Source organism: Fischerella major NIES-592, from assembly GCF_001904645.1.
In the GTDB taxonomy this organism is placed as follows: Bacteria; Cyanobacteriota; Cyanobacteriia; order Cyanobacteriales; family Nostocaceae; genus Fischerella; species Fischerella thermalis.
The window spans coordinates 636,425-649,469 of record NZ_MRCA01000002.1 but is presented as its reverse complement, the minus strand read 5'-3'; the positions used below and the strand labels follow the sequence as shown (position 1 = coordinate 649,469).

General features: G+C 40.5%; 12 protein-coding genes. 6 read left to right on the top strand and 6 right to left on the bottom strand.

The features are described from left to right. Positions 1 to 427 precede the first annotated feature (427 nt). Positions 428 to 1,027 carry a hypothetical protein gene (locus tag NIES592_RS06765; RefSeq protein ID WP_062243923.1) on the top strand — a complete coding sequence of 200 codons (600 nt, stop codon included), beginning with the start codon at positions 428 to 430 and terminating at the stop codon, positions 1,025 to 1,027. A gap of 394 nt (positions 1,028 to 1,421) precedes the next feature. After that, entirely contained in the window at positions 1,422 to 2,744 is a 1,323-nt protein-coding gene (gene trmFO, locus NIES592_RS06760) for an FADH(2)-oxidizing methylenetetrahydrofolate--tRNA-(uracil(54)-C(5))-methyltransferase TrmFO (protein WP_062243921.1), read from the top strand. Positions 2,745 to 2,812: 68 nt separating this feature from the next. On the opposite strand, the gene NIES592_RS06755 is transcribed toward trmFO, so the two are convergent. Together NIES592_RS06755 and thrS are read right to left on the bottom strand one after the other, a co-directional pair. Further along, positions 2,813 to 3,133, bottom strand: a complete 321-nt coding sequence (locus NIES592_RS06755) for a hypothetical protein (protein WP_062243918.1) — start codon at positions 3,131 to 3,133, stop codon at positions 2,813 to 2,815. Between the two features lie 502 nt (positions 3,134 to 3,635). Next, complete coding sequence (gene thrS, locus NIES592_RS06750; RefSeq protein ID WP_073555263.1) at positions 3,636 to 4,847, bottom strand: threonine--tRNA ligase; 1,212 nt, start codon at positions 4,845 to 4,847, stop codon at positions 3,636 to 3,638. A gap of 235 nt (positions 4,848 to 5,082) precedes the next feature. Between thrS and NIES592_RS24965 the strand changes: the two genes are divergently transcribed. Next, entirely contained in the window at positions 5,083 to 5,220 is a 138-nt protein-coding gene (locus tag NIES592_RS24965; protein WP_178379487.1) for a hypothetical protein, read from the top strand. A 205-nt stretch (positions 5,221 to 5,425) separates the two neighbouring features. Further along, positions 5,426 to 6,622 (top strand): murein hydrolase activator EnvC family protein, encoded by a 1,197-nt coding sequence (locus NIES592_RS06745; protein ID WP_073555262.1) that lies wholly within the window; start codon positions 5,426 to 5,428, stop codon positions 6,620 to 6,622. A 126-nt stretch (positions 6,623 to 6,748) separates the two neighbouring features. Here the strand turns inward: NIES592_RS06745 and NIES592_RS06740 are convergent, their stop codons facing one another. Then, positions 6,749 to 8,443: a serine/threonine protein kinase gene (locus tag NIES592_RS06740; RefSeq protein ID WP_073555261.1), complete on the bottom strand. Its 1,695-nt coding sequence runs from the start codon at positions 8,441 to 8,443 to the stop codon at positions 6,749 to 6,751. Positions 8,444 to 9,128: 685 nt separating this feature from the next. Between NIES592_RS06740 and NIES592_RS06730 the strand changes: the two genes are divergently transcribed. After that, positions 9,129 to 10,547, top strand: coding sequence for a sensor histidine kinase (locus NIES592_RS06730; RefSeq protein WP_062250421.1), 1,419 nt, complete (start codon positions 9,129 to 9,131; stop codon positions 10,545 to 10,547). 154 nt (positions 10,548 to 10,701) lie between these two features. Next, complete coding sequence (locus tag NIES592_RS06725) at positions 10,702 to 11,376, top strand: response regulator transcription factor (protein ID WP_073555260.1); 675 nt, start codon at positions 10,702 to 10,704, stop codon at positions 11,374 to 11,376. Positions 11,377 to 11,516: 140 nt separating this feature from the next. Here NIES592_RS06725 and NIES592_RS06720 read toward each other — a convergent pair whose 3' ends face one another. From NIES592_RS06720 to NIES592_RS06710, 3 genes are read right to left on the bottom strand one after another with little or no spacing between them, the layout of a single operon-like run. Next, positions 11,517 to 12,176 (bottom strand): Na(+)/H(+) antiporter subunit B, encoded by a 660-nt coding sequence (locus NIES592_RS06720; protein ID WP_073555259.1) that lies wholly within the window; start codon positions 12,174 to 12,176, stop codon positions 11,517 to 11,519. Further along, positions 12,176 to 12,760, bottom strand: coding sequence for a DUF4040 domain-containing protein (locus NIES592_RS06715; RefSeq protein WP_073555258.1), 585 nt, complete (start codon positions 12,758 to 12,760; stop codon positions 12,176 to 12,178). The genes NIES592_RS06720 and NIES592_RS06715 overlap by 1 nt, the downstream gene beginning before the upstream one ends. Beyond that, positions 12,753 to 13,031, bottom strand: a complete 279-nt coding sequence (locus tag NIES592_RS06710; protein ID WP_071588835.1) for a monovalent cation/H(+) antiporter subunit G — start codon at positions 13,029 to 13,031, stop codon at positions 12,753 to 12,755. The genes NIES592_RS06715 and NIES592_RS06710 overlap by 8 nt, the downstream gene beginning before the upstream one ends. Between the last annotated feature and the right edge of the window lie 14 nt (positions 13,032 to 13,045).

Here is a 13,045-nt window from a genome sequence, read left to right as displayed (position 1 = left end):
CCATATTGAGTGGGACTGAAGCAGTATGCACGAAACGGAGCTATTGTGGCAATCATCAATGAGAAATTAAGTATGCGATTTTGTCAGACACAGAAAATAAAGTAAAAGGGTTATCTATTCGGTGTTGTCGATTACATTACTAAACCCTTGCAGCAAGAGGAAGTAATTGCCAGAGTCCAAATTCAAATTCATTTGCAACTTGCGATCGCGACTCCGCTTCGTCAATCTGCTGTCTGTTCCCGTTTACTCTTTTATCTTTGCTCTATCTTCATAGATATAATTTGTAATAATTAGATTAATATCAAACTCAACTAATTACTGGATAATATCCCTCTGTTGCCTCTCAAGTTAGAAGAGGATTAGAGAAAAAACTACTATCAGTAATCAGTGGGGTTTAATTTAGTAGCCTGTTAATAGCTGTTTACCTATGAAACCAGATGAGATTGAAGCAGTATTGCAAACAGCCTTTAATCGCTGTGAAATAGCTAACTGCCCTCTCACTGATATACAAAAACAGATATTGCTGCAAGTAGTCGAGCAAATTCAAGGAAACTCTCATCTAGAAGTGTCACCTGAAACTAACCCATTAGATGAGTTGACGCCGCAAGAGTTACAAGCTTTTTTAGGTTACATTAAAGCCCAGGAAGAGCAAAACCTCTCATGGAAAGCGCAGCTACTAAATGACTGGCTACGTGAAAATGACTCTGGAGAGGTACAATTTATCCGCGATCGCTACGGGTTACAATGGCTCAACCGCATTCAGCCGTATCATTTTAATCAGTATTCTGAAGATACATTAATCCTGAAAGTGGGCGATCGCATAGAAGTCTGCAATGCACTATGGGAATGGGTACAAGATGATGGCCCCTGTCCACGGGAATGGTTTACTTGCATAGTCATTCAAATTGATGAAGTTCAAAATGGCAACGAATCTTTTACTAATTGCGTTGTTCGCTTTAATAACGGCGCTGAGTATGAAATTCAAGGTATTTACGAGTGGAATCGTTATAACTGGCGCTGGATATAAGGGATGGAGATGAGGAGATGGGGAGTGTGGGGAGTGTGAGGAATAACCAACTACTAATGTACAGACCCGATTCATCCCATCTCTAACTACCAACAAATGACAATTAACTAATAAATGAAAGACCCCGGTAGTTAGCTGTCTACCGGGGGAGGAGGTTTTCGCAATTCGCTAAAGGACGGCATATGATTACTAAATTTACTTATCCTTTGCGTGAAAAGTTGCCAAAATGGCAATTATTTAGATCATGTTTGCTTAAGCACTTATGCTATCCGCTTTTAGCGGTAATGAGTAATTGGTAATTGGGCATAAGAAATAATTAACAGCAATTAAAATTGACGTTGGCGCTACATTAGATAAATTAAGAACTATAAAAAGTTTTACTAAAACCCAAAGTATGGAAAAGCAACCGATCACAGTCATAGGAGGTGGACTCGCTGGAACAGAAGCAGCTTGGCAAATTGCTCAGGCGGGAGTACCAGTAATTCTCTATGAAATGCGCCCCCAACGCTTCAGTCCTGCCCACCACACGGAACATTTAGCGGAATTAGTGTGTAGCAATTCCTTTGGGGCAATGGCAAGCGATCGCGCTGCTGGTTTGTTACACGAAGAACTGCGGCAATTAAAATCGATTGTCATTGGCAAAGCTGATGAACACCAAGTTCCTGCCGGAGGAGCGCTAGCAGTTGATCGGGGACAATTTAGCCAAGATTTGACACAAACCCTCTCTCAACATCCCTTAATTGAATTGCGTCGGGAGGAAGTACGTGCTATCCCTGAAGGTATTGTAGTTTTAGCAACAGGTCCTTTAACCAGTCCCGACCTAGCCGAAGATTTACGTCGCTTTACCGGGATGGAATATCTCAGCTTTTTTGATGCTGCTAGTCCAATTGTTGTCGGGGAAACAATCAACCATGACATCGCTTTTCTGGCTTCCCGCTACGACAAAGGCGAAGCCGCCTATCTCAACTGTCCCATGAACAAAGAGCAATATCTACAGTTTTGGCAAGAACTATGTAACGCCGAACAAACAGAATTAAAGGATTTTGAGCGAGAAACAGCGAAATTTTTTGAAGCTTGTCTGCCCATAGAAGAACTGGCACGCCGAGGGGAAGATACAATGCGCTACGGGCCTTTAAAGCCAGTAGGATTGTCAGATAATCGTACAGGTGAACGATCCTATGCTGTAGTGCAGCTACGACAAGAAGACAAAGCCGGGCAACTTTGGAACATGGTAGGATTCCAAACTAACTTGCGCTGGAGTGAACAAAAGCGCATCTTCCGAATGATTCCTGGCTTAGAAAATGCTGAGTTTGTGCGACTGGGGGTGATGCACCGTAACACCTTTATTAACGCTCCCCAGCTGATGCTATCCACCTTACAATTCAAAAATCGTCCCACATTGTTGGGCGCTGGGCAGTTAATTGGCACTGAAGGCTACACAGCCGCCGCCGCCGATGGATGGTTAGCCGGGACAAACGCCGCACGCATCGCTTTAGGGAAAGAACCGTTAACTGTACCACCGACAACAATGATGGGGGCACTGTTTGAATTTATCAGTTCAGCTTCACCCAAGCATTTTCAACCCATGCCACCCAACTTCGGTATCTTACCAGAGTTAGGAGAGAAAATCAAAAATAAACAAGAGCGCTACGGACGTTATCGCGATCGCGCTTTGTCTGACCTCAAAAGGTTTATTGTTGATATGCTTAGTTGTTAGTTGTTTGTTGTTTGTTGATTGTGGTTGGAAACAATCAACTATTAACTATCAACCACCAACCACCAACACTAATTACCCGATCTTTTTTGGTCTTGAATTGATTCCTCTTTGGTAATTGCTAACCCATGTATGCCAATGGCTGCGATCGTAGCGCCGATAAATCCCCAGGTGCCATTAGTAAAGGCATTCATGCGATGCACCATACTCCGATGATAGGCTAATTGTAATTGTCTATCATCTGCTCTTCTTTGCCTTGCTAACTGTTCTACAAACCTTTCGGTTCTTTCCATCGTCGCATAATCAGCATTGTATGCATAGATCGATGTTGCTACTACCATCAAGCCTGGAAAAACCAGAGCAATCAAAAGAATGGCTCTGCCTATACTCATAGAAACCTCGTATTAACTTTAGAATCCTCTGACTTGAAAATGGATGTGGGGGTTTAAGGATGTAGGGGTGTAGGAAAAGTCATATTTTCATGCAAAGGTTGTGGGATTTTCCCGTGATTGACTATGTTGAAGACGGGGAAGAAATAACGAAATGAGAGCTAGAACTGCCAATAAAGCTAACTGATGAAGGCTGGGTGTGAGGTACAGAGGTAGATTTGGTAGCTTACCCCTATCCTGATACACCCAGTCAAGTAGTTGTGTTTATTTGCGTCTAGTTACTTATCTTTAAATTAATGCTGGCACAACTAGAATTTTGCTTCAGTGTCTAGCGAACAAATTTCATTGACGAATATTGATTTGGTTGTTGGTTGTTGGTTGTTGGTTGTTAGTAGTTAGTGGTTATTCCTCCACTCCCCACACTCCACCCTTACGGGAAGCCGCTACGCGTCTACACACTCCCCACACTCCCCACACTCCCCACACTCCACCTCCCAGTAATTCCCTAGCCCATACTATATATGGGGTTACGAGGATTGACCAATTCTGCTTCTAACTCAGCCAGCTGAATTTCCTGCTGTCCCACAATTCCCAGACGACGCAAGTTGAGAGATTGATTGATAGCTTCTTTTTCACCAACAACAGCAATCAGTGGAATCTTGCGTGCGGACAGTTCTCGAATTTTTTTGGCAATCGTGCGATCGCTCACATGTAATTCTACTCTCGCTCCAATTTGTTTTAGCCTTCTGAAAATCACTTCTGCCCAATCCGCAGATTTTTCGGAAACTGAAGCCACGGCTATTTGCACAGGAGCAACCCACAATGGTAAAACTCCATTGTGATTTTCCAACAAGATGCCAATCCAGCGTTCTAAAGAACCTAAAATTGCTTGGTGCAAGATCACTACCTGCTCTAAATCTCCTTTTTGATTGACAAAGGACAAATCAAAAAGTTGAGGAAAGTTAAAATCGACCTGAATCGTACCACATTGCCACAATCTTCCCAGATGATCTTGCATACTGATTTCAATCTTGGGACTATAAAAAGAACCCTCTCCTGGCGCTAATTCATAGGCGTAACCCAGCGCTTGAACGGCTGCAATCAAGGCATATTCAGCCCGATCCCATTGTTCATCTGAGCCAAGACGTTGTTTTGGTCGCAGGGCAATCCGAATGGAAAAGTTATTATATCCAAAGGCTGCATAAACTTGTTTGACCATCCTGAGAAAATTGCTAATCTCATTCCGGATATCAGCTTCCCGACAAAAGATATGGGCGTCGTCCTGGACAAACTGACGCAAACGCATACAACCAGATAGCGTTCCCGAAGGTTCGTTGCGATGAGCCATACCAAATTCCATCAATCGCATCGGTATTTCTCGATAACTCCGCTTGTAAGATTTGTAAATGGCAATGTGCGCTGGACAGGACATCGGTTTCAAGGCGTAATCTGGTTCTTCCTCAGCGTCCGAACTACTCACGATAAACATGTTTTGACGAAACTTTTCCCAGTGTCCTGATCGCTCCCAAAGTGATCGACTCAAGGCTATGGGCGATCGCACTTCCTCAAAATTATGAGCTTGATAAATCTCTCGCATAAAATTTTCAATCAGCCGCAACAGCTGAAGCCCGATTGGGTGCCAAAAGATCATTCCCGGACTATGCTCCTCAAAGTGAAATAGATCCATTACTTTTGCTAGTTCTCGATGATCAGACATGGTTGTATCTCCTGTAAATCAATGTTTTGCTAATAAAAAACCCTCTAGGTTTGACCTAGAGGGGCGGTTGAGTTTCAATTTGCAAGGCAGCAATTATCCTCACGTCCCTCCAGGCGCGATTGTGGTGGTAGTGGTAGTGAGGTGAATAAACTGATAAATGAACATCTGATTTTTCCTTATTCGGATTGCCATAAAAACTCTAAACCCTCCTGGGCATTGCTGGAGGGTAGATGAAGTGCTATCGAATTTCAAATCAACGCGATCGCCTCACAACCCTCCTGAGTTGGTAGTAGTAGTGGTAGTTGTTGTTAGGCGAATGCTTACTGATCTCAACACAGAACTAAGTAGCTCTGCTCAACACTCTGCTACCTAGTGCGTCAACCTCTGTGATCCTCTGCGTTTAAAAATAAACTCAAACATTTGGGATGCTCCCGCAAAAAAACGCCTAAAGCAACTCAATGATTATGCTTTCATTCAATTACGTCTGTCGCCGTAGCTACTTCCCCGTTACACTTAACAAATTTTTGGGAACACTACTCATGATGTTTTGAGCGATCGCTTAGCTCTATCTAAACAACATGAGAGCGCTATTTCTAGAAAAAAAGAGAATTTATGATTTTATTTGTCTTGCATTTTGTGGAATTTTATGCATTTTACTAGGACTACCAACTAACGCATCAGCAACGACATCTGATGCAATTACAAATTTGCGACAGCAGCAGCAGCAAATTAATCAACAGCATCAAAGTGTCAAACAGGAACGCGATTACTTAACCAATTTACAGCAAGCAGCCCAAGAACGGCTGAACGACTTGCAGCAAAACCTCAAAACCACTAACACGCAAATTCAAGATAGTGAATTACGCCTCAAACTAGCAACAGAAAGCTTGCAGCGGCTACAAGCAGATTTAGCAGTCAAAGAAGTTGCTTATCAACAACGACAAGCGGCGACAATTGCTAGACTACGCTTTTTGCAACGTTCCCCAGTGAACCAGGGATGGGCAGTTTTGCTGCAAAGCCAAAATCTCAGCGATTTTATTAGTCACCGTCGTTATTTGAAGTTAGTTTATCAGGCAGACCAGAAAATTTTAGCTAAACTTACAGCCCAGGCTAACGAGATCAACAACCAAAAAATAGCAGTAGAACAGCAAAAAAATGAAATAGCCTTGATGAGGCAGCAATTACTTGCTCAAAAAGCAGATTATCAAACCCAAGCAAACTTGCAGCAGGAATTAATTGGGCGTCTCAATAGCGATCGCTTGGCATTAGAAGCAGCACAAACCCAGCTAGAGAAGGACTCCCAGGCAATTACAACTTTAATTCAACAAAAGGTAGCAGAGGCAGAAGCAACAGCCAAGACAAACAGCCGCAACAGCGTCATCATTCGTGGTACAGGTATGTTTGCATATCCTACCGATGCACCTACCAGTAGTCCCTTCGGTTGGCGAGTACATCCCATTCTCGGTTATCGCCGTTTTCACGCAGGTCAAGATTTTGCTGCTAGCTACGGTAGTACAATTAGATCCGCCGACTCAGGTACAGTCATTTTTGCTGGTTGGTATGGCGGTTATGGTAAAGCTGCAATTATTAATCACGGCAACGGTCTAACTACACTTTACGGACATACTAGTGAATTATATGTTTCGGAAGGGCAAACAGTAAAACGCGGACAAGCGATCGCTGCTGTTGGTTCCACAGGTTTATCTACAGGACCCCACTTGCACTTTGAAGTTCGCAAAAATGGTACACCAGTAGACCCAATGAATTATTTTTGATGGTGATAGCCAAAAGGGTATACCTAGTTAGCTTTTAAATTTTAATGTTTAGCAGTATTTGCTACTGGTGCAAGTTATAAATTACGATAAATCTAGTTTACCCTACAGGAAGGCTACCGCCTACGATTAATGAAGACTTGAATCCCTTACTAATTTTCTTTTGGTTTTACCTACTTTCGTAGTTCTGCCTTCTTCAATCAAAGAAGAGCGTGGAAATAAACTTAAAATATGACCATATAAATTAAGTAACCAATATTTAATATTAAATCTTGTTTGTTTTTGCTTGTTTACAAGCTTTTGCAAAATATCGGGTTTAATTTTTTCATATTCTGTTTTCAGAATTGTTTTACTTTCATTAAGAGAAGATATTGCATTGACCTTTTGGCTATAATCTAACCAATCTAATAGTTGCTGACGCTGAAATGCACTCAGAGTTAAGGTGATAACATTCACACAAACTGTTGGCTCTTCTAAAGCAAAAAATAGTAGATGATAGTAGCCAGTATTTACTAAATTTTGTACTAGTTTTTGTCCTTTAATATCTTTTAAGTCTAAAAAGCAAGATAGCCATCGTGTCAGTTGAGCTTGTGCATCTGATAACACAGTTATCCATAAGATAATAGGATATAGATTTTTTTGAAAGATAAATTCTGTATAATTATTATTATCTATAAATTTAGCGATTTCTTTTTTAGCTAACATCGCCCAAAAAGTAGGTACACTTCCCTGTGGAGTGGGTAATAAATGTGAAAAGCAAATTGGAGCTATTGGTTGATTTTTCGGCCAACTCTTCTGTAAACAAATTTTTTCAGATAATGACGTAACAGGTACTAACTGTAATAGTTCTTGATTTTGAATATTTTTCTGGTTATCAGAAATAAGATTATTATATTTACGCTGTAACTGTTCTAATACTACTAATATTTGACTAATATCTTGAGGGCGATCGCTTACTTCTTTAGCTAAGCAACTCATTACTAATTTTTTTAGTTCCTTGGGTATAGATATCTGAGGTGCTATATCTTCAAACATAGGGGGCATTTGAAAGCGATGAGCTTGATACCAATCAGCAAAAGAATTACTTTTTATTTGGAATGGATGTTTGCCTGTTAGCATTTCAAACATCAATACTCCTAAGCTGTAGATATCAGAACGCACATCTAAGAGTTTACGTCCTTCCATATGTTCTGGAGAACAATAAGGTAAACTACCAATAAAAGACTCAGCGAGTGTAATTCCAGTACGCTCAGTTAAAAATTTGGCAATACCAAAATCTAAAATTTTGACAATCCTATCTTTACTATCATCTTCGATAATAAATATATTTTCTGGTTTAATATCTCGGTGAATAACTGGGAAAATTTCTCCTTTAATACTGACACCCTGATGAGCGCACTGTAAACCCAAACAAATTTGATGACAAATTTCTAAGAAATTTGGTATTTTCAAAGTCTCATTCTTCAGAATTTGTTTAAGGTTTTTTCCTTGCAGGTACTCCATAACATAATAAGGAATTTTGTCCTCAGTGACACCATAACTCAATACTCGAACGATGTGTGTACTTTTGCGTCCTAGTTGAGCGCCAATAAAAATTTCTCTAGCAAAGCGTTGAGAAAGTTGTTGATTAGCTAAATTCATAGACAAAATTTTAACTGCAACTGCCATACCTCCTTTTGCAACATCTTCTGCTAGGTAGACTCTACCCATTCCACCTTTGCCAATTAAATCTCTAATCAGATAACGATTGTTGAGAAATTTGCCGATATAAGTATCTAATTCTGTTTTTTGTCTTACTTGACGATGAATTTCATTTTGCAACATAAAATGAATTATTCCTTGATCTTTTTAATATTTTAAAACAACAAAATTAATCAACATTTTTAAACCTTATTTATTTACTATAAAAAGCAATACAAGTGATTATAAAAGTTTGACAAGTTCATGCCAGTAAAAATATGTAAATACCTGTAAAACTGGTTTAACATATTTATGAATTAACAAGTATGAGAAATTACACTGAAACTGAATGACTAGTTCATAATTTTGGGGATCAAATCAGTAATTACACTGATTTTTTCATAGTTAGTAGTTGCTTGTTTCTGTATTTTCCTTTTCAGACTCTACGCCAATTGCTACAACAGGTAGAGTGAAAATTTTTGAGTTTTCACGGGATTTTAGCCAGATTTTTATCATTTCTTCTGCCAACTTTGGGTATACTGCGGAGTATTTTAACTTGCAAAAACAGGATGAAGTTAAGGACTGCATTAAAGTTATCAGTTCAAATCAACTTTTAACTAGAAAGTGTATAGGATTCCTCTTTGGTTTTTGCGAAGCTAGGTACACCTCGAAGAGTCTTCTTTTTTATTACAAGAGTTCCTATTGCCTGCCTCCAAGAGTAAATTAATTAATAAAATCGGATTAATATAGCAGTTAACACTAAAGTTATATTTAATGGTCTTAGTTGATTATTAAAGTCTTCTTTGACACTTCAAATCAAACCAAAACAGTGAAGCAAATCAGAAAAATTTGGACAAATATAGACCCATTTTCATTAAATTTACGCCTAACCCTTGGCATAGCTGCATTTTCAGCTTTGGTATTAGGTAGCCTCGCTACATGGACTAGTTGGAAAATGCAACAAATTTTAATTGATAGTCATAAAAATGATATAGAACAAATAGCCAAGCGTTTACCACAAGACGTACAACTTTATAGTGAAATGATGCAACCTGAAACTGGTTTGCAAAAGGCTATTAATAATTTGGCGAATACCAATACATTATTATGGTTAAAAAGCCCTGACAATAAAATAATAGCAAAATCTGCCACATTAGATTTATTGTCTGATTTTATGGTAGATGAATTGATGTCTTTAACTAGGATGCCAATTAAATCACAAGTTTACAAAGTTAATCAAAGCTACTTTGTTTTATGTGGTGGATCGGTAGAAGTGCAGGGTAATTTACTAGGCGATTTATTTGTAGTTAAGGATATTACCCGCGAACAAACGATGTTTGTGGTAATGGTACAAAGTTTAAGTATTACTAGTATTTTGGCAATTATTGTGTTCATAATTGCGATCGCATTTTATATTAAGCGTTCTCTGCAACCTCTGCGCCAGCTAAGTCAAATGACTGCTGTCATTTCCACAGAAGATTTAGGAAAAGCGCAGTTATGTGTTGATAATGCACCTAGCGAAGTCAAACAATTAGCTCAAACTTTAACCATGCTATTATCGCGCCTCTCCCAATCATGGGAGCAAGAGCGAGAATTTGTGAGTAATGTTTCTCACGAGTTACGTACACCCTTAACAATTGTACATGGTTATTTGCAAAGCGTCTTGCGAAGACAAAATAACTTAACTCCAACTCAACAAGAAGCTTTAGAAACTGCTGCATCGGAAGCTGAACGTACCATTCGTCTGCTACAAGATTTACTTGATTTAGCACGAGCAGATAGTGGTTATTTGCAGTTTCAAATGAAATCTTATGTCCTGAATGACTTAGTTGAAGAAGTCGTGATCATGGCAGAGAAATATAGCGATCGCGTAATTACCATCGACTCAATCAAATACCCAATTGAAGTAAAAGTAGATTACAGTCGTCTCAAACAAGTATTACTGAATTTAATTGATAATGCTGTTAAGTATTCTGAAGCTGGTACACCCATAACTTTTAAGTTGAATCAACTTCAGGACAAAGCTATTATTCAAGTTTGCGACAAGGGTTATGGCATTCCTTTGCAACACCAAGTCCGTATTTTTGAGAGATTTTACCGCGTCAATGAATCTCGCTCTCATGCAACTGGGGGTTGTGGTTTGGGTTTATCGATTGTCAAGACACTTGTAGAGGGTATGGGAGGTAGTGTGAGCGTACAATCAAAGTTAGGAGAAGGAAGTACGTTTACAATCAGTTTACCTATATAGTTAGTCGCAGCAGACAGGGATAGAAGGCAATAGGCAATATTTGTTAACACAGTCAAAACTTTTGAATATTAAAGGCAGATGTTAAGCCATTTGATTGCTAACGCAGTTAAATAATCAAGTGCAGATGAGCTTTACCTACTTTAGAAGTGAAAATATGACAGCACATATCCTTTTGGTTGAAGATGAAGTCAAACTAGCGCGATTTATGGAATTAGAACTGAGTAGTGAAGGCTACAAAGTAAGCATAGCCCATGATGGCATCACTGGACTAACTTTAGCACGAGAGTCATCGCCTGATTTAGCAGTTCTAGATTGGATGTTACCAGGACTGTCTGGTTTAGAAATTTGTCGCCGTCTGCGAGCAACAGGTATTATAATGCCAGTAATTTTGTTGACAGCAAAAGATGAAGTGAGCGATCGCGTGGCAGGATTAGATGCAGGAGCCGATGATTATGTAGTCAAACCTTTCAGCATTGAAGAACTGCTTGCGAGAATCCGCGCCCATCTCCGTCGCACTCAAGAAACAGATGAAGACTTGTTGCAGTTTGCAGACTTGAGTTTAAATCGGCGCACCCGTGAAGTATTTCGAGGTAAACGAGCAATTGAGTTAACAGTAAAAGAATTTGACTTATTAGAATATCTCCTTTCACATCCGCGTCAAGTTTTTACTCGTGAGCAAATTTTAGAAAAAGTTTGGGGTTACGACTTTATGGGTGATTCTAATATTATTGAGGTTTATATTCGTTATCTACGGCTCAAGTTGGAGGAAAATAACGAAAAGCGTTTAATTCATACAGTGCGTGGTGTGGGCTATGTATTGCGGGACTAAGTAATCGAACATAACATTAGGATTTAACCAACGATTCCTGTTGCTCAAATTTGGCAAGGATTAAAGGATATCTGTTGTCCTGAAAATGAGATTGTATGCGATCGCAGTTGAGTTTATCCTGTACCCACCGATGGGAAATCTCACAACAATCCCCGATAACGAATAAAAACCAAAATAACCGCCCACGACCCCAAGGCGACTTTTACTGCCACCAGAATATTAAGTATAGGGATAACCCCGCCACTGACAAGTGCGCCCAATTCTCCGTGGGGTAATTCTAATCCAACCAAAGTGATCACCGCCAGTACAATGAAAATCAGAACCGAAACCTTCTCCCAGGTAGCAGCGTGCCAGCGCTTGTAGATCGCCTGCATCCACTGTGATGATGAGGTAATCGCCACTAGACCGATCGCCGTTCCCCCCGCTACCCCAGCTGCAAAACCACCACCAGGACTCAAATGCCCCCGAATCGCCAATTCGATACCCACCAACGCGGCAATTGTTGCTCCGAGGCGCGCCAGGACAATTGATGGTTGATCGGTGAATTGATAGATTGTACAAGACGGTCTTTCATTCGCCAACAGAAAACTAGCACCCAAGATCGCAATTGTAAATACAACTACTTCAAAGATAGTGTCGTACAGACGATTCCTGAAAATGATCGCTGAAACTGCATTCGGGACTCCACTATCTCGGACAATGGACTCGACTATAGAGATTGACAAGTCTGGTGCTGGGTTGGGAATGACGAGCATTTTGACGTACAGCGCTATCCCTGCGATAATATAGACCCATTTCATCAATGCTTCTCCCCTGACTCTGGTGTACTTACATAAGTTAGGGTTGTCCCTGGTAAAGAAAGTTCGTTTTGTATGATTTCATAGATGCGTTGCACCCTGGTCGTGGTGTGATACGATGGCTCTTCGTCCCCAGGTACTGCACCGTTTTGATCGCTGTGTTCTGCTCGGCTACAAGTCGCATGGACTTCTTTGTCCAGCAGCGCCCGGTGCAAAGCCTGCATATTTGTGTAGGTTACTAATTCAAGGCGCATATGCCGTTTGCCAAAAATTGTTCGTAACTCATCCATCAGTTGCCCAAAATGGTGATCTTCATCTGCCTCCACCGACTCGTCTTTAATCACGCCCAGACGCATGACTAGCGAGGAACGCACCGTAATTGCATAGAGAGTAATTGCAAGCATAGTACCCACCAATGCTTCAGTCAAAGCAACATCCGGCGCTCCCAAAACTGCATATACCAATACCGCCACTGCTCCCAGGATGCCACGGATGACTAAGGCGTGGTATGGATTGACCTGAAGTACCAGCATAGACGCAGCCAAAGGCAGCAGAGCGATGATGACATAGATATAGCTATCAATCATTATTACCTCCTCTACTGGAACAGTATGCCAACACATACCCCAGCATCGTATTCCAGATTGCCAAAGAGATAATGGCGAGGATAAGTAACGGCCATTCACTGGGAATCTTCAGAAGCAAGCCGAAGATAATGCTCATCGATCCCAGGGTATCTGCCACGGAAAGACTATGCAGCTTGAATAATACTGAACGCTTGCCGAGCAGGTGAGAGGTTCCCCAAAACGAGAAGACAATTCCGATGCCGATGCAGATATAGCTAAACAGGTTGATCATAAGTAGTTGGATAA

What these genes read in the sequence shown, in the direction of transcription:
- NIES592_RS06755 (WP_062243918.1), bottom strand. Translation starts at nt 3,133, where the DNA reads ATGAGTATAGGCAGAGCCATTCTTTTGATTGCTCTGGTTTTTCCAGGC.
- NIES592_RS06720 (WP_073555259.1), bottom strand. Translation starts at nt 12,176, where the DNA reads ATGAAATGGGTCTATATTATCGCAGGGATAGCGCTGTACGTCAAAATG.
- NIES592_RS06745 (WP_073555262.1), top strand. Translation starts at nt 5,426, where the DNA reads ATGAGAGCGCTATTTCTAGAAAAAAAGAGAATTTATGATTTTATTTGT.
- NIES592_RS06725 (WP_073555260.1), top strand. Translation starts at nt 10,702, where the DNA reads ATGACAGCACATATCCTTTTGGTTGAAGATGAAGTCAAACTAGCGCGA.
- NIES592_RS06715 (WP_073555258.1), bottom strand. Translation starts at nt 12,760, where the DNA reads ATGATTGATAGCTATATCTATGTCATCATCGCTCTGCTGCCTTTGGCT.
- trmFO (WP_062243921.1), top strand. Translation starts at nt 1,422, where the DNA reads ATGGAAAAGCAACCGATCACAGTCATAGGAGGTGGACTCGCTGGAACA.
- thrS (WP_073555263.1), bottom strand. Translation starts at nt 4,847, where the DNA reads ATGTCTGATCATCGAGAACTAGCAAAAGTAATGGATCTATTTCACTTT.
- NIES592_RS06765 (WP_062243923.1), top strand. Translation starts at nt 428, where the DNA reads ATGAAACCAGATGAGATTGAAGCAGTATTGCAAACAGCCTTTAATCGC.
- NIES592_RS06740 (WP_073555261.1), bottom strand. Translation starts at nt 8,443, where the DNA reads ATGTTGCAAAATGAAATTCATCGTCAAGTAAGACAAAAAACAGAATTA.
- NIES592_RS06710 (WP_071588835.1), bottom strand. Translation starts at nt 13,031, where the DNA reads ATGATCAACCTGTTTAGCTATATCTGCATCGGCATCGGAATTGTCTTC.